Origin of the sequence: Xylanibacter ruminicola 23, assembly GCF_000025925.1 — a bacterium.
Classification (GTDB): Bacteria; Bacteroidota; Bacteroidia; order Bacteroidales; family Bacteroidaceae; genus Prevotella; species Prevotella ruminicola.
Window position 1 is genome coordinate 2,051,248 of record NC_014033.1, and the last position, 19,717, is coordinate 2,070,964.

The window sequence follows — 19,717 nt, forward strand, 5'->3', positions numbered from 1 at the left end:
ATTATTTATGTGTTAAAATAGCGTTAACATAGCGTGCAGTGGTGCGCTATGTCGCCGATTTTTTGTACCTTCGCATCCGTTTTGCCCTTTTCGGGCAGCACTTTCAGGAAAAATGTAAAAAGATTGTTTAAAGATGGCAACAGGAAAATATCAAATTACTGAACTAAAGAAGTGTACAGCCGATTACCGAAATATATTAGGCGACGAACGTAAGGATGAGCTCCACGACAGGATAATGGAGATAATAGTAGATGACAAGAAATATCGTGATAAGGATTACACTGCCAGCAAACTAGCTGCCGACCTTGGCACCAACTGTCGTTATATCTCGGCAGTGATGACAGAGCGCTTCCACACCAACTTTAATGGATTGATGAACAAGCATCGTATCGACGAGGCTAAGACACTATTAGCCGAGGAGGAATATCGCGACAAATCTATCAGCGAGATTGGCGAGATGGTAGGCTTCGGTACCCGTCAGGCATTCTACGCCTCGTTCTACCGATTCTTAAACACCACCCCACGCGAATTCCGCGTCAAGCACCTTGGTCCTAAAAAACGTAAGCGTTACAGCAAAAAGGCTTAATGCTTTTTACGGTATTCGTATAGCTCCAACGAGTTAACAATATTCTGCCACAGCACGTAACAGCCTGCACCTACCGATGCCACTGGGTTAAGGTAGGTATAGGCTACCCAGATGCTCAGGGCAGTATTTTTTTGGAACGAAGCCTGACCGCCATCGATCTCATCGCCTAACTGGCGACCAATCCAACGGCCCATCAGGAAAAGCACAAAGCAAAGAATCAGCGACATCACGGCTATCATCAGCAGCGTACGCAGTCCAGCGTCGCTATGCACGATGTTACGCACGGTAACACCCGACGTTACTGCCAACTGCGCTGCCCAGAGGTAGAACGAGAGGTCGGGTATCGACACTATCCACGCGCAGAGGCGCTTGGCATAGTGCTGCACCAACCATCCCAGCACCAGCGGAGCTACCAGTACCATCGCCAGTTTTTGCAGGATGATAAAGAACACCGCCCAGAAACCAGTGCTTACGCCACGCTCCAACAACGGGAACACGGCTGGAATCATAAGGGCCGAGGCAAAGGCCGACATCACCACATAAGCCGTCATGGTATTGATGTTACCACCAATCTTGGCAGTAACCACAGGGGCCGCCGTAGCAGCAGGACCGATGATACACGTAAGCACACTCTCCCAAAGCAATTTCTGTTCAGGGTCGGCATCCACTTGGAAGATAATCCACACGTTCAATGCCACCAAAGCCACCTGTGCCACCAGCACACCTATGTGCCAGCGGTGAGGACGCATCTGATGGAAGTCGATACGACAGTAGGTCGAGAACAGCGTAGAGAACACCATAAACGGGAAAATAGCATCCACCACTTCGCCTAACGTATCGCCTGCGCCATCCAGAAATGGCAACAGATAAAACAGCAGATACACCACAGTACCAACAGCTATAGCCACTGGAAGAGTCCAGTCTTTAACAAATTGCTTCAGTTTCATGGTGCAAAATTACAAAAAATTTTTGTAATAAAGAAATTTTTAGTATCTTTGCAGCCAATATGAGTGTTACTGAGTTTATACATCAAGATAAGGAGGCCAAGCGATTCTCATTCGAAGTGCTGCCACCGCTGAAGGGTACTGGCACAGCCAAACTGTTTGCCGATATCGACAAACTAAGAGAATTCGACCCAGCCTACATCAACATTACCACCCATCACTCGGAGTTTGTGTATCACGAACTTGAGAATGGGCAGTTTGAGCGTCGTCGCATTCGTCGCCGCCCAGGAACCATCGCCATAGCCGCAGCCATCCAGCAGCGTTATCAGATTCCCGTTCAGCCCCACGTTATCTGTAGTGGTGCCACCATCGAGGATATCGAGTACGAGCTGCTCGACCTGCAATTCTTAGGCATCAACGATTTGTTGCTGTTACGTGGCGATAAGGCCAAGGAGGACAGCCGTTTCCAGCCTACCCCTGGCGGTCATGCGCACACCACCGACTTGATGGCTCAGGTAAAACGCTTTAACGAGGGCTTTTTTGCTGATGGCACCCCCATCAAGAATCCTGGTCGTCCGTTCGATTATGGTGTGGCTTGCTACCCCGAGAAGCACGAGGAGGCACCCAACCTTGAGATGGACATGCAATATCTGAAGCAGAAGCAGGACCTGGGCGCCCAGTATGCCGTTACACAGCTGTTCTTCGACAACGAGAAGTACTATGCTTTTGTTGAGAAGGCACGCCAGATGGGCATCACCATCCCCATCATCCCCGGCATCAAACCCATGGCCAAGCTGAGTCAGCTAACAGTAGTGCCCAAGACATTCCACTGCGATATCCCTGAGCCACTGGCCAAGGAGGTAGTGAAATGTAAGACCGATGAGGATGCCAAGCAGTTAGGTATAGAGTGGACCACCCAGCAGTGCAAGGATCTGTATGCGCATGGGGTACACAACATCCACTTCTACACCGTCTCAGCTGTTGATAGTGTTGCAGAGATTGTGAAGAGATTAGTGGTTAGAGGCTAAAGACAGATGAGTTTCGACGAGGTTATAGGACAGAAAGAGGCCGAGGAGCGATTGCTGCAGCTGGTACGCGAGGAGCGATTGCCCCACGCACTGATGCTGTGCGGTCCGCAGGGCTGTGGCAAGCTGCCATTAGCCGTGGCTTTTGCCTGCTATCTGTTGGATAATGGCACACCATCTGCCAAAGCCATGCTGGCCAAACTGGAGCATCCCGACCTGCACTTCACCTACCCCACCATCAAACTGCCATCGATGGGTGCCGAGCATAAACCTGTGAGCGATGATTTTGCCAAGGACTGGCACGAGCTGGTGATGCGAGGCCTGTACTTTACGATGGAAGAGTGGATGACAGCCATGGGCGCCGAGAACCAGCAGGCCATCATTACTGCAGGCGAGAGCGACGACCTGGTACGCAAGCTCAGCCTGAAATCCAGTCAGGGTGGCTATAAAGTCAGTGTTATCTGGCTTCCGGAGCGCATGAACATAGAGTGCGCCAACAAGCTGCTCAAGCTGATTGAGGAGCCCCCACAGCAAACGGTATTCATCATGGTATGCGAGGAACCCGACAAGCTGTTGGAAACCATCCGCAGTCGTGTGCAGCGCATCGATGTAAAGAAAATATCCAACGAGGCCATCGAGCAGGCACTCATTGAAAAGCGTGGCATCAGTGCCGACGATGCCCACCGCATAGCCCGACTGGCCAATGGCAGTTGGATAAAGGCCCTCGACGAGTTGCAGGTAGGTTCCGAGAACGAACTGTTTCTCGACATGTACGTGATGCTGATGCGCCTGGCCTACCAGCGTAAGATAAAAGACCTGCGCAAGTGGAGCGAGCAGCTGGCTGGCATGGGTCGTGAGAAGCAGAAGCGCTGGCTGACGTATTTCCTGCGTATGACCCGCGAGAACTTCATGTACAACTTCCAGAACGAGGAACTGGTATATATGACACAGCGCGAAGAGGACTTTGCCAAGAACTTTGCCCGCTTTGTGAACGAGAAGAATATCCTGCCCATCACCGATATGGCTAACCTGGCCATTCGCGATATCGGACAGAACGCCAACGGAAAGATTGTATTCTTCGACTTGGCCCTACAAATGATAGTACTGCTTTTGCAGAAGTAATAGTGAACAGTGAATAGTGATTATATATGGAAAAATCTAAAGAACATATCGTACACGTAGGTTGCGACCGCGGTTTGTGCCACCAGGCAGTGGGACGCCAGGACAAGCAGCTTAACACTTACGACTGGTTGGCCGATGTGCCTGGCAACCCCTACACCACTGATTTGGTAGAGGTACAGTTCAAGCACACCCGCAAAGGCTACTACCACAACGTAAATAATCTGGACCTGAAGAAAGGCGACATCGTAGCCGTAGAGGCCAGTCCTGGTCACGACATCGGTGTGGTTACCCTCACAGGCCGCCTGGTAAAACTGCAGCTCAAGAAGGTGAACATCAAGTCGCCCGACGATATCAAACGTATCTATCGCATAGCCCGCGAGAACGACATCCAGAAATGGCGTGAGGCGCAGGCTCGCGAGCACTCAACCATGATCGAGAGTCGTAAGATAGCCAAGGGCTTGGGTCTCGACATGAAGATTGGCGACGTGGAGTACCAGGGTGATGGCAACAAGGCCATCTTCTACTATATCGCTGATGAGCGTGTGGATTTCCGTCAGCTCATTAAGGACCTGGCAGTAGCCTTCCACGTACGTATCGAGATGAAGCAGATTGGTGCGCGCCAGGAGGCTGGACGTATTGGCGGAACAGGCCCTTGCGGACGTGAGCTCTGCTGTGCCACCTGGATGAAGAACTTCTCGAGTGTGAGCACCAATGCCGCCCGTTTCCAGGACATCTCGCTCAACCCACAGAAGCTGGCAGGTATGTGTGCCAAGCTGAAGTGCTGTCTGAACTACGAGGTGGATGATTACGTAGAGGCTGGCAAGCAGCTGCCTGGCAAGGATATCATCCTGCAGACCCAGGATGGCGACTACCACTTGTTTAAGAACGATATCCTGGCCGGTCTTTGCACCTACAGCACCGATAAAAACATCGCTGTCAACTGCGAAACCATTACCGCCGAGCGTGCCAAGACCATCATCGAGATGAACAAGCGTGGCGAGAAGCCCGTATCGCTCACCCACGACGAGGGTAAGAAGGCAGAGCCTAAGCCACATATCGACCTGGCAGGTGGTGATATCAGTCGTTTCGACAAGGCCAAGAAGAAGAAAAAGAAGAAGAACAAGCCCAACAACAACCGACAGCCTAACGATAAAAAGGAGGCCAAGGATGCAAAATAAGGCAATCACACTGATACTGGCGATGGCAGGCTTCCTCATGATGGCAGCCTGCGATCGTTCGGTGGTGTACAATCACTACGAGCATGTGGATAACGAGGGATGGGAGCGCACCGATACCATGCACTTCTACGTGCCCCCTATCAAACAGACAGGCACCTATCACCAGCAGCTCATGCTGCGCACCAACAACCAACTGCCCTTCTTAGGCATCAGCGTGATTGTTGAGCAGGATATCTACCCTGTAGGTCGCAAGCTGCGTAAGCGTATCGATTGTAAGCTGGTAGAACAGAATGGCCACGTGATGGGCAGCGGCATCAGCTGTTATCAATATACGTTTGATGTCGATAGTCTGCAGCTTAACGAGGGCGACTCGCTGCACATGTACGTGATGCATTACATGAAACAAGAGAACATGAAAGGCATCAGCGATGTAGGAATCTTAATTTCTCAGTAGATTTCTTCCCGCGTCAATACGTAGGAAGATAAACAGCAGCAGGGTGAAGCCCCACAGCGACGAACCACCATAGCTGAAGAATGGCAATGGGATACCGATAACCGGCGTAAGTCCTAATACCATGCCCACATTGATAAACACATGGAACAGGAAGATACTCACCACACAATAGCCATACACACGTCCGAACCTGTGTACCTGACGTTCGGCCAGGTGTATCAGGCGCCATATCAGCGCCAGGAACAGCAGCAGTACGCCTGCTGAGCCCACAAAACCCTCTTCCTCGCCTACAGTACAGAAGATAAAGTCGGTATCCTGTTCAGGCACGTATTTCAGTTTGGTTTGTGTACCATTCAAAAAGCCTTTTCCTTGCAGTCCACCCGATCCGATGGCAATCTCACTCTGGTGTACGTTATAACCAGCACCCTTCAGGTCCTCCTCCAGTCCCAACAGCACGTTAATACGCACACGCTGGTGGGGTTCCAGCACATGGTTCAGCGCATAGTCAGCCACGTTATAGAACATCAGCGAGCCCACAGCGAAGGCTGTAATCCAAAGATAGTTACGCAGGCGTGTAGCCAGGAATCGGTATAGCAGATAACCTATCAGCACCGCACACAGCGCCATCTCTACGTAATTCAGGTCAAAGGGGATAATCAGCAAGCTGAAGACGAGTGCCACCAGGGTAGCGCCCAGTCCTATCAGCGCCATGCGTATGGTGTCGCGCTTATCGTTACAGTACACATACACCAGTCCGATTGAGAACAGCTGCACCATCAGCAGCACAGCAAATTTTCCCACCGATGTTGGCGTATATACCATCATGGTATCTGCATAGCGTATGCCCACCACAAAGTACACCACCATGGCCACACCTGTAAACAGGATACTGCCAGGCATACCCTCGCGATACAGCATCAGGAAGAACGACAAATATACCAGTGCCGAACCAGTCTCACGCTGCAGCACGATAAACAGCATAGGCACAAAGATCACACCCAGCACCAGGGCAAAATCCTTCCATTTGGCTATAGTAAAACCATAGGTATTCATCAGTTTCGCCAAAGCCAACGCCGTAGCAAACTTAGCAAACTCAGCTGGTTGCAGTCGTATGGGTCCCAACACCAGCCACGATCGGGAGCCCTTGATACTATGCGGATTAAAGATGGTTCCGAATAGCAGTAGTAGCATGATGCCGAATATAATATAGGCAAACATATCCAGATAGCGGTCGTCGAGCATCAGGATGACGAAGCCCAACACAATCGAGGTACCAATCCACACAATCTGCATACCCGAACGGGTATCCAGACTAAACAGGTCGGTCTCGCCATAGCTGTAGCTGGCACCACACACACTCACCCATCCAAAGGTCAGCAGGGCGATGTAAATGATAATCGTCCAGTAATCGAGCGAGCGAATCACTCCTTTTTCTTTTCTGTTACCTATCGCCTGCGCCATATGCTATTCTGCGTTCCTGAATACTCTTGGCCTTAGCAATGCTGGCCTCCGAGAGTTTACCTTTTAAATATTTCTCCATAATCAAACCGCCGATGGGCACACCGTAGGTGGCACCCCATCCACCGTTCTCAACATACACGGCTACAGCGATTTTCGGGTTCTCCATGGGTGCAAACCCCATAAATACCGAGTGGTCGTGTCCGCGGTTCTGGGCAGTACCCGTTTTACCGCAGGCATTAAAATCGTATTTGCCTAACTCCTTACACGTACCGCCTAATACCGATGAGCGCATACCCTGCACCACATAGTCGTAGGCCTCTTTGCTGGCCTTGGTATAATGCTTGCGGGTGTAAAGCGTATCAAGTGGCTGTCCCTGCACGTTCTTTACCACATGGGGCACCAGATAATAACCACGATTGGCAATGGTAGCACCCAGGTTGGCAATCTGCAGTGGTGTGGCATTCACCTCACCCTGACCAATGGCGATAGAGATGATGGTGAGTCCGTTCCACGAACCCTTGTAGGCCTTATCGTAGAACATGGCATTAGGTATCAGTCCGCGTTTCTCACCAGGCAGGTCGATACCCAGACGATAACCGAATCCCATCGATACCATATAGTCACGCCAGGTGTTCATAGCGTTCTGTACCGAGCCATATTTGCTCACATTGGTATTAATCATGTGATACAGTCCCCAGCAGAAGTAACCGTTACACGATGTACTCAGGGCAGGTACCAAAGGCAGTGGTGCCGCATGTCCATGACAGCCCACGTGCAGGCCTTTGAAGTTAAATCCATGCGAACAGGGATACATGGTGTGCGAGTTGATGATACCCTCGGTCATAAACGTCAGTCCCTGGGTGGTCTTGAAGGTTGAGCCTGGTGGATACTGTCCCATGATGGCACGGTTCAACAGTGGTTTCCACACATCCTGCGACAGGGCACGATGGTTCTTACTGCGCAGTCGTCCTACCATCTGTCGCGGGTCGTACGTAGGCGATGATACCATACACAGCACCTCGCCAGTAGCAGGTTCGATGGCCACGATAGCACCAATCTTACCCTCCATCAGGCGCTCGCCTAAGGCTTGCAGCTCAGCATCAATACCCAGCGTCAGGTTCTTACCAGGGATGGCACGCTGGTCGAGTGCACCATTCTGATAACGTCCCTGGATACGTCCATGGGCATCGCGCAACAATATCTGTATACCTTTCTGTCCACGTAGTTCTTTCTCGTACGAGCGCTCTATACCCAACTTGCCGATATAGTCGCCAGGCTGGTAGTACTCATCCTCCTCGATATCGCCAGGCGACACCTCGGCCACATCACCCAACACGTGCGCACCCATATTATAGGTATATTGGCGCACACTGCGCTTCTGAATATAAAAACCTGGGAAACGGTACATCTTTTCCTGGAACACACTAAAGTCCTTATCGCTCAGCTGACTCATAAACAGCTGCTCGGTAAAGCGCGAATAACCAGGATTCTTACTGCGGTCTTTGATGGTGGCCATGCGACGGTCGAACTCCTCCTTGGTAATACCCAAGGCTGTACAGAAGTCGAGGGTGTCCAAACGGTCCTTCATCTCGTTCATCACCACCATGATATCGTACGATGGCTGGTTATACACCAGCAGCTTACCCCTGCGATCCAAGATGGCACCTCGCGAAGGGTATTCTATTTTTTTCAGGAAAGCGTTCGAGTCGGCACTCTTCTTGTAGTCATCACTTGTAATCTGGAGCATAAACAAACGGATGATGTAGATGAACACAATCAGTGCGGCCACCCCAGCAATCACGTATTTACGGTATTCCAGATCAAAGTCTTTCTGCTTCACCGGCTTCTAACACTTTCTACGGCCAGTATCAGTACCATCGTAAGCACAAAGCTGATGACCGATCGGGCCAACCATAACAGCACATCAAAAAAGTTAAACGCCTCGAGTGCGAAGAACACCAGACAGTACAGCAGTGTCAGCAGGGCGCTTAACGTTACAAACTTAGTGAGCCCCAGCACTTTGGCCGATGCCTCCAGGTCTTCGGCCGAGTCGCGTGGTGCAACCAGTTCAATCAGGTATGTCTGTGCCAGTGCCACCAGTGTCATTGTGCTGGCAGCCAGTCCTGGCGTATTCGAGAACACATCAATCAGCAGTCCTAACAGGAAGCACGATACCAGTACCAGCCACTTAGGGAAGTTACGACGGAAGGTGATGGCAAAGTATACATACAACAGCGGTGTGCCCACGCCTAACAGGTGTACATGGTTCAGGATGAGCACCTGAGCCACAAACAGGGCCACAAACATCACCAGTCGGTTTATCAATTCAATCTTCATAGTGCTACTGTCGCTGTTTAAAACTGATTGAGTCGCGGGCAGCCTGCATCAGTGCAGCACGCTCGGCTATACTCTTATCACTGATTACCACCACATCACGCAGGTTACCAAAGTCGGTACTCAGGCGCACCTTCAGCTTGTAACTCAAACCATCGCTCGAGTTATAAACCTGTTCAATCTTACCTACCTGCACACCCGATGGGAAGATACTCGAGAAGCCGCTGGTTACCATCCACTCGCCCAAGTTAAACTTGGCGTGGCGTGGCACATCCTCCACATAAGCCACCGATGGGTCGCCACCATACCAGTGCAGATAGCCAAAGTAGCCACGGTTACGAATGCTACAGCTGATACGCGACGAGGCAGCGTTCAAGGCCGAGATAACCACCGAATAGTGGTCGCTCACCAAGTAAACAACACCTACCACGCCATTACCGCATGCCACACCCATATCGGGCTCTACACCATCCTTACGTCCTTTATCGATGGTAATCAGGTTCTCAGCCTTGTGTATGGAGTTCTCAACCACCTTGGCGGGTATCAGCTGGTAATTACTCAGGAAAGCCAGCTCCTCGCGCTCAGCGGCAGTCGTGTCCTTGGTGGCCTCGGCATACAGGCGTCGCAACTGGTCAAGCTGTCGCTCCTGATAGATGTTACGCAGGGTCAGCTGTTCGTTCAGCTCGGCCATGGCCATATAGCTGGTCAGCTTGCTCTCCATCTCGTACACTTTGCCTGCCACGGCATTGGCACTTGTAAACCACACACTATTCTGATAACTGTTGTACTTAAACAACAGAACAACACTGACTACTTCGAGTAATACGAAAACTAGCCAGTGATGATACTTGTATAGGAAATCCAGCAGATTGCGCATCGGCCCAAACTACCTTATTGATTATCGCATCAAGAAATTAAATCTATCGATATTCTTCAGTGCAATGCCGGCACCCTTAGCAACACTGTGCAAGGGATCCTCGGGCACGTGGAATGGGATATGCATCTTGTCGGTCAAACGACGGTCCAAGCCACGCAGCAAGGCGCCACCACCTGAGAGATAGATACCATTCTTCACGATATCGGCATACAGCTCTGGGGGCGTATTCTCGAGCGCTGAGAGTACAGCGTTCTCGATCTTGGCCACAGTCTTATCCAGACAGTGAGCAATCTCCTGATAGCATACAGGCACCTCCATAGGCAGGGCTGTAATACGGTTTGGTCCGTGAACGATAAAGTCCTCAGGAGCCTCGTCACCCAGGTCGGTCAGAGCCGAACCTACGTTAATCTTAATACGCTCAGCCATACGCTCTGAAACCTTCACGTTGTGCTGACGGTACATATACTCCTGGATATCAGCTGTCAGGTCGTCACCAGCAGTACGGATCGAGTTGTTAGATACGATACCACCCAGTGAGATCACAGCAATCTCGGTAGAACCACCACCGATATCAACAATCATGTTACCCTCTGGTGCCTCTACATCAATACCAATACCGATAGCAGCAGCCATAGGCTCAAAAATCAGGTAAACATCGCGTCCGTCAGCATGCTCAGCTGAGTCGCGTACAGCACGCAGCTCTACCTCGGTAGAACCCGAAGGAACGCCAATCACCATACGCAGTGAAGGCGAGAACAGGCGACTACCTGTGTGTACCATCTTAATCAGTCCACGCATCATCTGCTCGCAAGCCGAGAAGTCGGCGATCACACCATCGCGCAGTGGACGGATAGTACGTATATTCTCATGAGTCTTCTCATACATCATCTTCGCCTCGTTACCTACAGCAATCATCTTGTCGGTACGGCGATCCAAAGCCACAACCGAAGGCTCATCTACCACAATCTTATCATCGCTGATAATGATGGTGTTGGCAGTGCCAAGGTCCATGGCAATTTCCTGTACGAAACTAAAAAATCCCATATATTAATGTTCAATGTTCAATATTCAATGTTCAATGTTTATTTGGCTGTTTTCTCAAACCAAGCGTTGATAGCAGTATCGTAGTGGCTGCTTACGCCAAAGGCGCGAGTAGCAAACATACGGCGATCCTCAATATCAGTCTGTGCACCCTTCTTGTTCAGGATGTCGAGCAGCACGCTGTACTCAGCCTTGCTGGGCACGATAACCACATCCTTAAAGTTCTTGGCTCCAGCACGGATCAGTGAAATACCACCGATATCAATCTTCTCAATGATATCAGCCTCGCTGGCACCGCTGGCCACAGTCTGCTCAAATGGGTAGAGGTCAACAATCACCAGGTCAATCTCTGGAATCTCGTACTTCTTCATCTGCTCCTGATCGCCCTCATTGTCGCGACGTCCCAGAATACCTCCAAACACCTTTGGATGCAGAGTCTTTACACGTCCACCCAGGATTGATGGGTAAGTGGTAACATCCTCGACCTTCTGACACTCATAACCAAGTGATTCGATAAACTGCTGTGTTCCACCAGTCGACAGGAACTTTACGCCCTCGGCGTTCAACTTCTTCAAAAGCTCATCCAGTCCGTCCTTGTGGAAAACAGACACCAATGCGGTCTTAATCTTCTTAATTTCAGCCATTTTTTATCCTTATAACGTTATAAATATAAATTTTGGGTGCAAAGGTACAAAAAGAAAACGGATTAACCTCAATTTCTCGGCGAAATTTTCAGATTAATCCGTGTTAAAAATATGATAGGTCAATTATTTCAGCGTAAAATTGCGCACCCACTCCTTCATGGGCTCTACAGCTTCGCTGTGTTCGGGCTTGTATCTCAGCATCACGGTTACCAGACGTATGGTGCCATCTTCAAGCACCTTACCATAGTAATCCCATTCTTCGTCCGAGCCCTCCTGTATGCTGTAGTCATCCCCTACCTCAACCAAGTCGGCCCCCATGGCCAACATCAGCTGACTGGCAGGTCGATGATTGCCTGTGAGCGAGTCAACCATTACCGATATACTCATCTCGTCGGCCATCAGCACCTCTTGGTTAGGCTCCTCGGGCAGATCCTGCAGGTATAGGAACGAGGGGTAGTTAATATCGAGACCTAGTTTCTCGCTGTGATATTTCAGCAAGTCCCACTGCCCCATGCGTATGGTCAAACTGTCGCTGCTGGTCAGCTCTGTACCGCCATAAGCCCTAGGCTGCCGCTGTCCGCCACAAGCGCCCAGCATACCCGCCATCAAGCCAGCTATCACCCAACACCTAACACCCTTCATCAACATTAATGTTTAATGTTTAATGTACATCAAATCAGGTTCATGCCCAGTGCCTTGCACTGCTTACGCATCTCCTCAGGCCAGATACTTGCCTGAATCTCACCAATATGGCCCTTATGCAGCAGCACCATACACAGACGGCTCTGTCCGATACCACCACCAATACTCAGTGGCAGCTTATCGTTCAGCAGCTGCTGGTGGAAGTAAAGCTGCTCGCGCTCCTCCTTGCCTTCCAGCTTCAACTGGCGCAGCAGACTCTCCTTATCTACACGGATACCCATGCTCGACAGCTCAAAGCTTCTACCCAGCACAGGGTACCAGATCAGGATATCACCATTCAGTCCGGCACGTCCGTCCTCAGCAATGGTGCTCCAGTCGTCATAGTCTGGTGCACGTCCGTCGTGCTTCTTACCATCACTCAGTTTACCGCCGATACCAATCACAAATACAGCGCCATACTTCTCGCAGATAGCATCCTCACGCTCCTTGGACGTCTTACCAGGATACATCTCCACCAGCTCCTCAGCATGTACAAAATGTATCTTCTCAGGCAGGAATGGTTTGATCTGTGGATAGGTCTCACAAGTCAGATACTCTGTACGGCGGATAGCAGCGTAGATACGCTCCACGATATTCTTCAGGAATGCCAGGGTGCGATCCTCCTTACGGATTACAGCCTCCCAGTCCCACTGGTCCACGTACAGCGAGTGCAGGTTGTCCAGCTCCTCATCAGCACGGATAGCGTTCATATCGGTATAGATACCATAGCCAGGCTCAATCTTGTACTCAGCCAAGCTCAAGCGCTTCCATTTAGCCAGCGAGTGTACCACCTCGGCCTTGGCATCACCCAGATCCTTGATGGGGAAGCTCACAGGGCGCTCCACACCATTCAGGTCGTCGTTAATACCCAATCCTTTCAGCACAAACAGTGGCGCTGTTACACGTCTCAATCTCAGTTCTGTCGACAGGTTCTGCTGAAAGAACTCTTTTATCAGTTTAATACCCTGTTCCGTCTGCTTCATATCCAGCAGCGGTTCGTACATCACGGGTTTAATTACTTGTCCCATTTTAATCGTTTATGATAATTTTGCGTGCAAAGGTACACATTTTTATCAAATATGCAAGCAAAATTGAGATTATTTTTGCAAAATGACACAAATACATTGATTATTACTATCTATTTGACACCTGACACCAAAACAAATAAAGAAACACAAAAGGGCGCGCGCCTCACGGCGCACGCCCCTTCAGATATCAAAAAATTAATGGACTGATAGATCTTTATAGAAGATAAACTTCCTACTTTTTTGCTTTTTTTCTACTATACTTTGATTAATACTAAACACCCAATCTATTTTCACGTGCAAAGGTAAGCATAAAACCGCAACTTAAAGACGAGTTTCCCGGAAATTTACATATTTTAAAAGATTTATTGACCAATATCATTAAATCGACACAATCACCACTTTTATCGTTTAAAATATTTTAAATCTACCTATAAAAAAATCCCAACCACCCGAAAGGGCAGTTGGGACCAACATATTTAACAACTAAGAACTGATGCTTAGATACCAGCGGCAGCAATCCACTCGTAAACGCAGCTTGCTACGCCGAACAGAGCGATACCTGCAGTGCAGATGCCAAGAGCCAGCTTAGTGGCCTCGTCGCTCTGGAATGTAGGCAGAGGATTCTCTGTCTTGGTGATGTACATAGCCTTCACAATGAGCAGATAGTAGTAAAGTGATACTACGGTGTTAACCAAGGCGATGAACACCACGCCATAGGCCATAGGCTCGCCATTCTGCACACCTGCCATGAACACAAAGAACTTAGAGAACATACCAGCAAATGGAGGAATACCAGCCAACGAGAACAGAGCCAAAGTCATGAGGAAGCTCAGCTTGGGGTTGGTCTGATAGAATCCGTTGTAGGCAGCCATATCTGTGCGACCGTTATTATTCTGCTCAACCACGTTAATCACAGTGAATACAGCCATGTTTGCTACGATGTAAACCAGCACATAGTAAGTCAGTGCAGCCACACCCAGCTGACCATTGCCAACCACTGCCAGCATGATATAACCGGCCTGAGAGATAGAGCTGAAGGCCATGAAGCGCTTCAACTCGTTCTGACGGATGGCAAACAGGTTAGCCACGGTAATTGAGAGTACAATCACGATATACAGCATGTAGTCCCAGTACTCAACCATAGGCGCGAATGCCTTCATCAGGATGGTGCACAGTGTGATAGCGGCAGCACCCTTAGAAATTACGCTCAGGTAACCGGTAACAGGTGTAGGTGCACCCTGATAGGTATCGGCAGTCCAGAAGTGGAAAGGCACCAACGAAATCTTGAAGCCCAGACCACTGAAGAAGAATACCAGACCCATGATGCACAGAGGCGAGTTAGATACTGCAGCACAAACATCATCGAAGTACAGGGTACCTGTAGCAGCGTAGATGAACGAGATACCGAACAGCATCACACCACTCGAGAAAGTAGCTACCAGGATATACTTGGCAGCACCCTCGGCACTCTCCTTACGATGGCGATCGAAAGCCACCATACAAGCCAGGGGCACTGAAGCCATCTCCAAGCCCAGGAAGAACAGCAGGAACGAGCCAGCCGACATCATCATGAACATACCCAGCAGGGTACTCAGAATCAGCATATAGAACTCACCGGCAATGCGCTGCTGCTTGGCAGCCCACGACTCAGCCATAATCACTACGATGAATGTACCGAAGGTGAGCACCATCTTCATCACGTTAATAGCCTGAGTGGCTACATACATACCACCAAAGGCAGTAATGGTATCACCCTGGCGCATAGCGCTGAATACACCGAGACCAACAGTCATCAGCATGAAATAGGTAAGACGACCGATAGCCACATTGGGCTTTTCGCCACGCCACTCGCCAGACTTGGTCATCGCGAAATCAACCGCAAATACCAGAATCAATGCTACAACCAGAGCACACTCTGGGAACATATATATAAATTGTCCGTAATTCATATTCTTTCGTCCTCCTTCTTTACATTACACCAATTGACTCCAGGATTGTACCTGCTGCAGGCGAAATCATATCGCTTACCCAGAATGGGAACGAACCCAAACCAGCTACGCAGAAAATCAGGCAGATAACAGCCACGCGCTCATCCCATGTAGCATCGGTGAGCTCCAGGAAGTGCTTGTTCTCAACCTCACCATACAGAATCTTACCAACCACACGCAGGATGTAAACAGCTGTTACAACAATCGACATACAAGCGATGATGGTAGCCACCATGCGGAACGAAGTGTTGGGGTCGCCACTCAGTGGGTGTGCACCAAACGAACCTACAAAGATGGTCATCTCGGCAATGAATCCAGAGAAGCCAGGCAATCCGAGGTTAGCCAAACCGGCAATCACATAACCAACAGCCAGGAAAGGCATAATCTTCATCAGTCCAGCCAGCTCGCGGATGTCACGGGTATGAGTACGACCGTAAATCATACCGATGAGGGCGAAGAACAGGGCTGTCATCAGTCCGTGTGAGAGCATCTGCAGTACAGCACCTGTCACAGCAGTCTGACTCATCATCAGCAGGGCAAACAGTACCAGTCCACAGTGCGAAACCGAAGAGTAAGCATTAATATACTTCAGGTCGGTCTGTACACAGGCTGAGAGTGCACCGTAAACTACCGAGATAGTAGTGAGGATGAGGAAGATCCACGAGAGATCCTGAGCAGCCTCAGGGAGCAGGTACATAGCTACACGGAAGCAGCCGTAACCTCCCAGCTTCATCAGTACACCAGCGTGCAGCATTGATACTGCTGTAGGGGCCGAAGCATGACCATCGGGGCTCCATGTATGGAATGGGAACAGCGCACCCAGTACACCGAATCCGATAAAGATGAATGGGAAGAAGATGTTCTGGATGTGACCAGGAATGCAGTGGTTAGCTGCGATTGTGGTCAACTCAAAGGTGTAGTTGCCGCTGTAGATACCATTAAAGTAGTAGATACCCAGCAATCCAAGGATCAACAGGGCCGAGCCTCCCATCAGCATCAGGGTCAGCTTCATGGCCGAGTACTCCTTGCGACCCGAACCCCATACACCAATCAGCAGGTACATAGGAATCAGAGCCACCTCGTAGAACATAAACATAGTAAACAGGTCGGTAGAGATAAAGAAGCCATACACACCTGTAGAAAGCAGGGTGAACCACAGGAAGTACTCCTTAGTAAGTGGCTTCAACTGCCATGAGGCAAAGGTACCGGTGAACACGATGATGCTCGAAAGCAACAGCATCACCACAGAGATACCGTCAACACCAACGCTGTAAGCGATATTCAAAGGCTTGAACCAAGGCGTGCTATAGGTCAGCAGCATCTCGGCTGTATTACCTGCTGCACGCTCCTGAATAAAGTAGATGGTTAACCAAACAGAGAGGGCCAACAAACACGAAGCTCCCGTTACCATCACACCACGCACCTGATTAACGTTCTTGGCCAACCAGAGACCAACCAGCATCAGGGCAGGAATTATTACGAAAATACTTAATATACTCATATCTTTAGATGCATAAAAGGATTAATGTAAGGGCCACACTACCAGTGATGAACCATACGGCATACTGGCGAACATCGCCACTCTGCCAGCTACGGATACTCTCACCAGCCTCGTTAGCACCCCATGCCAGGAAGTTAAAGGTACCATCCACAACGTGACGGTCGAACCAGGCAATAGGTGTAGAAACCAGACGGAAGATGATGCGATGTGTCACATACTGCCAGATCTCGTCCTGATAGAAACGCTTGTAGGCTGCGCGATGCAGCTTGGGGAAGGTAGCATACAGGCGATCGGCAATAGGCTGCTGCTCACCCTTATAGATATAGGTGGCCAGGCAGATGCTCAGAATCGCAATCACAGTAGAGGTAGCAGCAATCTGCATGTTAAAGTGGATGGTGTAGTCAGTACCAGCAGCACTTACGAAGCTACCGAACGAACCACCCCACTCTGCAAATCCTGCAATCGTGGTGTAAACACCCACACCAACGGTAATCACTGTCAGTACAATCAAGGGGATTGTCATGGTCAGTGGTGCCTCGTGTGGTGTATGATGTGCATGAGCCTCCTTGTTCTCAGTACCCCAGAAGATACCGTAGTACAGGCGGAACATGTAGAAGGCTGTCATGGCAGCGATACCTGTCATAATCCAACCTACCACCGGACTGTACTCCATGCAGGCAGTGATAATCTCATCCTTTGAGCTGAAGCCCGAGAAGAAGGGGATACCAGCGATGGCCAGACACGAAATCAGGAAGGTGATATGTGTGATAGGCATATACTTGCGCAAGCCACCCATCAGCGCCATCTCGTTGCTGTGTACAGCGTGGATGATACATCCTGCACCCAGGAACAGACAAGCCTTGAACATAGCGTGAGTAAACAGGTGGAACATACCAGCCATGTAACCCAGCTGAGCGTGGTTGTCGAGGATAGCACCATGATGTCCGGGCAGTGATACACCCAGAGCCACCATCATAAAGGCAATCTGCGAGATGGTCGAGAAGGCCAGCACACGCTTGATATCGCTCTGGGCACAAGCCACAGCAGCTGCATAGAAAGCGGTGATTACACCCACCCAAACCACAATGCTCATAGCCTGTGGGGCATACTCAATCCACAAGGGGAACATACGTGCAATCTGGAACACACCAGCTACAACCATGGTAGCAGCGTGAATCAGGGCAGATACAGGTGTAGGACCCTCCATGGCATCTGGCAGCCAGATGTGCAGTGGGAACATCGCACTCTTACCGGCACCACCGATAAACATCAGTACCAGTGCAGTAGGAATGATAAAGCCACCAGCAGCTACAGCCTTAGCCAGGTTACCCTCGATGAAAGGTGTAGTACCCTGGCCCATCACAATGTCGCCAGCAAAGTTAAAGCTGAACGAATCCACGAAGTAACCGAATGTCAGGATACCTACCAGGAAGAACATATCGGCAAAGCGTGTCACGATGAATGCCTTCTTTGAGGCAGCGATGGCAGGCTTCAAAGGATAGTAGAAACCGATGAGCAGGTATGAGCTAACACCTACCAACTCCCAGAACATGTACATCTGGAAGATGTTGGTGGCCAGAACCAGACCCAGCATCGACATCGTAAACAGCGAGAGGAAAGCGTAGTAACGCTGGAATCCCTTCTCACCATGCATATAGCCGAATGAGTAGATATGAACCATCAGTGATACAGTCGAGATCACAATCAGCATCATCACGCTGATAGGATCCAACAGGATACCGAGGTCGAAATGCAGGTTACCCAGGGGCAACCAGGTAAAGTTATACGGAACAAAGGTCTGATACACGCCATTCACACGATCCAGTCCGAAGAAGTACTGGAAAGCGGTGATATAAGAGAGTATCGTAACCATTCCCAACGAGCAGGTACCGATCAGTCCGGCCACCTTATGCTGCATCTTCATGCCAGCCAGTCCAAGAACAATGAACGACAGCAGTGGCAGAAGCATGATAAAGATTGTATATCCAAACATAATGTTTACTGTTTAATCTTTAATGTTTAATGTTAAACTATCGTTTCATATTCTGGATAGCCTCAACACTATCACTCTTGAACTTGCGATACACGTTGATGATAATAGCGATGGCAACTGCGCTCTCGGCAGCAGCTACACCAATCACGAAGAGTGTCATGAACATGCCCTCCATACCGTTTGGATAAAGCAAGCGGTTGATAGCGGCAAAGTTGATATCCACGGCGTTCAGCACCAGCTCAACCGAGATGAGCATGGCAATCAGGTTGCGACGTGTAGTGAAACCATATACACCGATAAAGAACAACAGGGCACTCAGTGCGAAATAACATTCTACTGGAATCATGCTTTATCCTCCTTTCTTGCTACAACCAAGCCACCGATGATACATGCCAGCAGGAATACTGAGATGAACTCGAAAGGCAGTACATACTGATATTTACCCGAACCAACGAGAGCAGTACCAATCTCCTTCATAGGTACCTCTACGCCAGCAATCTCCTGTGTATAGAAACCAGTCTTAAGCAGAATCAATCCTACTACCACCAGTCCGGCCAGGGCGGCCAGGGCGCCAGTAATCATCTTGCTACTCTTAACTCGCTCCTCCAAACCCTGAAGTGTGCGCTTGCTTACCAACTGGATGGCAAACACATAGATCATCGTAACGCCACCGGCATATACGCTAATCTGAGCGGCTCCAAGGAAGGTGTAATCCAGCAGGAAGTAGATACCTGCTACACCAAAGAGCACAAACAACATGAATGTTGCGGCTCGCATAATCTTCGTCGTGGTCACACACATCAGTGCCGAAGCAATGATGAATACCGCGAGAATGATAAACATAACTGTATTACCCATAA

Annotated in this window: 19 protein-coding genes; 5 read left to right on the forward strand and 14 right to left on the reverse strand. The window is 49.8% G+C overall.

Going from position 1 to position 19,717, the window contains the following annotated elements; all coding sequences use genetic code 11:
- Positions 1-133: 133 nt before the first annotated feature.
- The gene (locus tag PRU_RS08780; protein ID WP_013064035.1) at positions 134-586 is read left to right on the forward strand and encodes a helix-turn-helix domain-containing protein; all 453 of its coding nucleotides are present in this window, start codon (positions 134-136) and stop codon (positions 584-586) included.
- On the opposite strand, the gene PRU_RS08785 is transcribed toward PRU_RS08780, so the two are convergent.
- Positions 583-1,533, reverse strand: coding sequence for a hypothetical protein (locus PRU_RS08785; protein ID WP_013064784.1), 951 nt, complete (start codon positions 1,531-1,533; stop codon positions 583-585). The two genes, PRU_RS08780 and PRU_RS08785, sit on opposite strands and share 4 nt — an antisense overlap.
- A 59-nt stretch (positions 1,534-1,592) precedes the next feature.
- On the opposite strand from PRU_RS08785, the gene metF reads away from it, so the two are divergent.
- Genes metF through PRU_RS08805 form a run of 4 tightly spaced genes read left to right on the forward strand, consistent with a single transcriptional unit; the run spans position 1,593 to position 5,309 of the window.
- Entirely contained in the window at positions 1,593-2,558 is a 966-nt protein-coding gene (gene metF, locus PRU_RS08790; protein WP_013064350.1) for a methylenetetrahydrofolate reductase [NAD(P)H], read from the forward strand.
- A gap of 6 nt (positions 2,559-2,564) precedes the next feature.
- Positions 2,565-3,677 carry a DNA polymerase III subunit gene (locus PRU_RS08795; protein ID WP_013064903.1) on the forward strand — a complete coding sequence of 371 codons (1,113 nt, stop codon included), beginning with the start codon at positions 2,565-2,567 and terminating at the stop codon, positions 3,675-3,677.
- A gap of 26 nt (positions 3,678-3,703) precedes the next feature.
- Complete coding sequence (locus tag PRU_RS08800; RefSeq protein ID WP_013065691.1) at positions 3,704-4,855, forward strand: PSP1 domain-containing protein; 1,152 nt, start codon at positions 3,704-3,706, stop codon at positions 4,853-4,855.
- The gene (locus PRU_RS08805) at positions 4,845-5,309 is read left to right on the forward strand and encodes a gliding motility lipoprotein GldH (RefSeq protein ID WP_074683629.1); all 465 of its coding nucleotides are present in this window, start codon (positions 4,845-4,847) and stop codon (positions 5,307-5,309) included. Before PRU_RS08800 ends, PRU_RS08805 begins: the two co-directional genes overlap by 11 nt.
- On the opposite strand, the gene rodA is transcribed toward PRU_RS08805, so the two are convergent.
- From rodA to PRU_RS08870, 13 genes are all read right to left on the reverse strand, one after another.
- Positions 5,295-6,770: a rod shape-determining protein RodA gene (rodA, locus tag PRU_RS08810; RefSeq protein WP_013063040.1), complete on the reverse strand. Its 1,476-nt coding sequence runs from the start codon at positions 6,768-6,770 to the stop codon at positions 5,295-5,297. The two genes, PRU_RS08805 and rodA, sit on opposite strands and share 15 nt — an antisense overlap.
- Positions 6,751-8,610, reverse strand: a complete 1,860-nt coding sequence (gene mrdA / locus PRU_RS08815; protein ID WP_013065289.1) for a penicillin-binding protein 2 — start codon at positions 8,608-8,610, stop codon at positions 6,751-6,753. Before mrdA ends, rodA begins: the two co-directional genes overlap by 20 nt.
- A complete protein-coding gene (mreD, locus tag PRU_RS08820; protein ID WP_013064509.1) occupies positions 8,607-9,107 on the reverse strand; it encodes a rod shape-determining protein MreD in 501 nt (166 codons plus the stop codon). Before mreD ends, mrdA begins: the two co-directional genes overlap by 4 nt.
- A gap of 4 nt (positions 9,108-9,111) precedes the next feature.
- Positions 9,112-9,981 carry a rod shape-determining protein MreC gene (mreC, locus tag PRU_RS08825; RefSeq protein ID WP_013064278.1) on the reverse strand — a complete coding sequence of 290 codons (870 nt, stop codon included), beginning with the start codon at positions 9,979-9,981 and terminating at the stop codon, positions 9,112-9,114.
- A gap of 21 nt (positions 9,982-10,002) precedes the next feature.
- Entirely contained in the window at positions 10,003-11,025 is a 1,023-nt protein-coding gene (locus PRU_RS08830) for a rod shape-determining protein (RefSeq protein ID WP_013064665.1), read from the reverse strand.
- Positions 11,026-11,063: 38 nt separating this feature from the next.
- On the reverse strand, positions 11,064-11,666 hold the full coding sequence (locus tag PRU_RS08835) for an IMP cyclohydrolase (protein WP_013065513.1): 603 nt from the start codon (positions 11,664-11,666) through the stop codon (positions 11,064-11,066).
- 123 nt (positions 11,667-11,789) lie between these two features.
- Positions 11,790-12,308, reverse strand: a complete 519-nt coding sequence (locus tag PRU_RS08840; protein WP_143040036.1) for a hypothetical protein — start codon at positions 12,306-12,308, stop codon at positions 11,790-11,792.
- 29 nt (positions 12,309-12,337) lie between these two features.
- Positions 12,338-13,375: an aspartate--ammonia ligase gene (asnA, locus tag PRU_RS08845; RefSeq protein ID WP_013064292.1), complete on the reverse strand. Its 1,038-nt coding sequence runs from the start codon at positions 13,373-13,375 to the stop codon at positions 12,338-12,340.
- 497 nt (positions 13,376-13,872) lie between these two features.
- Positions 13,873-15,324: an NADH-quinone oxidoreductase subunit N gene (locus PRU_RS08850; RefSeq protein ID WP_013064678.1), complete on the reverse strand. Its 1,452-nt coding sequence runs from the start codon at positions 15,322-15,324 to the stop codon at positions 13,873-13,875.
- Positions 15,325-15,343: 19 nt separating this feature from the next.
- The gene (locus tag PRU_RS08855) at positions 15,344-16,864 is read right to left on the reverse strand and encodes a complex I subunit 4 family protein (protein ID WP_013064082.1); all 1,521 of its coding nucleotides are present in this window, start codon (positions 16,862-16,864) and stop codon (positions 15,344-15,346) included.
- A 4-nt stretch (positions 16,865-16,868) separates the two neighbouring features.
- Positions 16,869-18,857 (reverse strand): NADH-quinone oxidoreductase subunit L, encoded by a 1,989-nt coding sequence (gene nuoL / locus PRU_RS08860; protein ID WP_013063411.1) that lies wholly within the window; start codon positions 18,855-18,857, stop codon positions 16,869-16,871.
- A 37-nt stretch (positions 18,858-18,894) separates the two neighbouring features.
- Positions 18,895-19,203 (reverse strand): NADH-quinone oxidoreductase subunit NuoK, encoded by a 309-nt coding sequence (gene nuoK, locus PRU_RS08865; protein ID WP_013065623.1) that lies wholly within the window; start codon positions 19,201-19,203, stop codon positions 18,895-18,897.
- Positions 19,200-19,715 carry an NADH-quinone oxidoreductase subunit J family protein gene (locus PRU_RS08870; RefSeq protein WP_013065044.1) on the reverse strand — a complete coding sequence of 172 codons (516 nt, stop codon included), beginning with the start codon at positions 19,713-19,715 and terminating at the stop codon, positions 19,200-19,202. Before PRU_RS08870 ends, nuoK begins: the two co-directional genes overlap by 4 nt.
- Positions 19,716-19,717: the final 2 nt, after the last annotated feature.

Coding starts and splice junctions, on each gene's coding strand:
- PRU_RS08780 (WP_013064035.1), top strand. CDS start 134: ATGGCAACAGGAAAATATCAAATTACTGAACTAAAGAAGTGTACAGCC.
- PRU_RS08785 (WP_013064784.1), bottom strand. CDS start 1,533: ATGAAACTGAAGCAATTTGTTAAAGACTGGACTCTTCCAGTGGCTATA.
- metF (WP_013064350.1), top strand. CDS start 1,593: ATGAGTGTTACTGAGTTTATACATCAAGATAAGGAGGCCAAGCGATTC.
- PRU_RS08795 (WP_013064903.1), top strand. CDS start 2,565: ATGAGTTTCGACGAGGTTATAGGACAGAAAGAGGCCGAGGAGCGATTG.
- PRU_RS08800 (WP_013065691.1), top strand. CDS start 3,704: ATGGAAAAATCTAAAGAACATATCGTACACGTAGGTTGCGACCGCGGT.
- PRU_RS08805 (WP_074683629.1), top strand. CDS start 4,845: ATGCAAAATAAGGCAATCACACTGATACTGGCGATGGCAGGCTTCCTC.
- rodA (WP_013063040.1), bottom strand. CDS start 6,770: ATGGCGCAGGCGATAGGTAACAGAAAAGAAAAAGGAGTGATTCGCTCG.
- mreD (WP_013064509.1), bottom strand. CDS start 9,107: ATGAAGATTGAATTGATAAACCGACTGGTGATGTTTGTGGCCCTGTTT.
- mreC (WP_013064278.1), bottom strand. CDS start 9,981: ATGCGCAATCTGCTGGATTTCCTATACAAGTATCATCACTGGCTAGTT.
- PRU_RS08830 (WP_013064665.1), bottom strand. CDS start 11,025: ATGGGATTTTTTAGTTTCGTACAGGAAATTGCCATGGACCTTGGCACT.
- PRU_RS08835 (WP_013065513.1), bottom strand. CDS start 11,666: ATGGCTGAAATTAAGAAGATTAAGACCGCATTGGTGTCTGTTTTCCAC.
- PRU_RS08840 (WP_143040036.1), bottom strand. CDS start 12,308: ATGAAGGGTGTTAGGTGTTGGGTGATAGCTGGCTTGATGGCGGGTATG.
- asnA (WP_013064292.1), bottom strand. CDS start 13,375: ATGGGACAAGTAATTAAACCCGTGATGTACGAACCGCTGCTGGATATG.
- PRU_RS08850 (WP_013064678.1), bottom strand. CDS start 15,324: ATGAATTACGGACAATTTATATATATGTTCCCAGAGTGTGCTCTGGTT.
- PRU_RS08855 (WP_013064082.1), bottom strand. CDS start 16,864: ATGAGTATATTAAGTATTTTCGTAATAATTCCTGCCCTGATGCTGGTT.
- nuoL (WP_013063411.1), bottom strand. CDS start 18,857: ATGTTTGGATATACAATCTTTATCATGCTTCTGCCACTGCTGTCGTTC.
- nuoK (WP_013065623.1), bottom strand. CDS start 19,203: ATGATTCCAGTAGAATGTTATTTCGCACTGAGTGCCCTGTTGTTCTTT.
- PRU_RS08870 (WP_013065044.1), bottom strand. CDS start 19,715: ATGGGTAATACAGTTATGTTTATCATTCTCGCGGTATTCATCATTGCT.